The sequence below is a fragment of the Streptomyces sp. NPDC058157 genome (genome assembly GCF_042884105.1).
Classification (GTDB): Bacteria; Actinomycetota; Actinomycetes; order Streptomycetales; family Streptomycetaceae; genus Streptomyces.
This window is the reverse complement of record NZ_JBHVUQ010000402.1, coordinates 1-2140: the sequence shown is the minus strand read 5'-3', so window position 1 is coordinate 2140 and position 2140 is coordinate 1. Positions and strand designations below refer to the sequence as shown.

At 75.3% G+C, this 2140-nt stretch carries 1 protein-coding gene; it reads left to right on the top strand.

The window, feature by feature from the left end; all coding sequences use genetic code 11:
• On the top strand, positions 1-2140 hold a 2140-nt coding region (locus tag ACFVXK_RS38315; RefSeq protein ID WP_389621937.1), incomplete at both ends, for a beta-ketoacyl synthase N-terminal-like domain-containing protein.

The following is a 2140-nucleotide window of genomic DNA, read 5'->3' as shown; positions in this document are numbered from 1 at the left end:
CCGAACGCTCCTTCAAGGACCTGGGCTTCGACTCCCTCACCGCCGTCGAACTGCGCAACCGGCTGAGCGGCGCCACCGGGCTGCGCCTGCCCGCCACCCTGGTCTTCGACCACCCCAACGCGGACGCCCTCGCGGCCTTCCTCTCCTCCGAGGTGTCCGGACACGCACCGGCCGCCGGGCCCGCGGACGGCCCCGGGGCGGCCCGGCCCACCGGGGCGGACGGCCCCGACGAGCCGATCGCGATCGTCGCCATGGGCTGCCGCTTCCCCGGCGGCGCCAACTCGCCCGAGGAGCTCTGGCAGTTGCTCGTCGACGGGGTGGACGCCGTCACCCCCTTCCCCGCCGACCGGGGCTGGGACCTGGACTCCCTCTACGACCCGGACCCCGAGCACCCCGGTACCACGTACGTCGCCGAGGGCGCCTTCCTCCACGACGCGGGCCGCTTCGACGCCCGGTTCTTCGGGATCTCCCCGCGCGAGGCCCTCGCCATGGACCCCCAGCAGCGGCTGCTCCTGGAGACCGCCTGGGAAACCCTGGAACGGGCCCGCCTGGCCCCCTCCTCCCTGCGCGGCAGCCGCACCGGCGTGTTCATCGGCTCCGGCTACCAGGGCTACGGCGCCACGCCCGGCGCCCTGCCCGACGGCGTCGAGGGACACCTCCTCACCGGCACCTCCAGCAGCGTCATGTCCGGCCGGATCGCCTACGCCCTCGGCCTCGAAGGCCCCGCCCTCACGGTGGACACGGCCTGCTCCTCCTCCCTCGTCGCCCTCCACCTGGCCACCCAGGCCCTGCGCCAGGGCGAATGCGAACTGGCCCTGGTGGGCGGGGCGGCCGTGATGGCCGGCCCCAACGCCTTCGTGGAGTTCAGCCGCCAGCGCGGGCTCGCCGCCGACGGCCGCTGCAAGCCGTTCGCGGCGGCGGCGGACGGCACCGGCTGGGGTGAGGGCGTCGGCATGCTGCTGGTCGAGCGGCTCTCCGACGCCCGCCGCAACGGACACCCCGTCCTGGCGGTGGTCCGCGGCTCGGCCGTCAACCAGGACGGTGCCTCCAACGGGCTCACCGCCCCCAACGGCCCCGCCCAGCAGCGGGTGATCCGCCAGGCCCTCGCCAACGCGGGGCTGACGGCGGCGGACGTGGACGCGGTCGAGGCCCACGGCACCGGCACGGCACTCGGCGACCCGATCGAGGCCCAGGCCCTGCTCGCCACGTACGGGCAGGAACGGGACGGGGACGACCCGTTGTGGCTGGGCTCCCTGAAGTCCAACATCGGCCACACCCAGGCCGCCTCCGGCCTGGCGAGCGTGATCAAGACCGTGCTCTCGCTCCGGCACGGACTGCTGCCCAAGACCCTGCACGTGGACGAGCCCTCCCCGCACGTCGACTGGTCGGCGGGCGCGGTCCGGCTCCTCACCGAGCCGGTGACCTGGACGGACGCGGACCCCGCCCGGCCGCGCCGGGCGGCCGTCTCCTCCTTCGGAGTCAGCGGCACCAACGCCCACACCATCATCGAGCAGGCCCCGACCGCCCCCGAGGAGACGTCCGGGGAAGCCGGGGCCCGCCCGGGCCGCCTGCCCTGGACCCTGTCCGGCGGCGACGGGACGGCCCTGCGCGAGCAGGCGCGCGCCCTCCTCGCCCACATCCGCTCCCACCCCGGCCTCACCCCGGCGGACCTGGCCCTCTCCCTGGCCGCGACCCGCACCGCCCTGCCCCACCGCGCGGTGGTGCTGGGCACGACCATCGAGGAACTGGCCGTCGGCCTGGCCGCGCTGAGCCAGGACGAGTCCGCACCGGACCTGGTACGGGGCCGGACGGCGGCGACGAGCGGCGCGCGCACGGCGTTCCTGTTCTCGGGGCAGGGGAGCCAGCGGCTGGGGATGGGGCGCGAACTGTACGCGGCCTTCCCGGTGTTCGCGGACGCCTTCGACGCGTGCTGCGCCCACCTGGATGGACAGCTCGAACTCCCGCTGCGGGAGGTGGTGTTCGGAGAGGACGCGGAGCTGCTGAACGAGACGCGGTTCACCCAGCCGGCGTTGTTCGCGGTCGAGGTGGCGTTGTTCCGGCTGGTGGAGTCCTGGGGGGTGCGCCCGGACTTCCTCGCCGGGCATTCGATCGGGGAGTTCGCGGCGGCCCATGTGGCGGG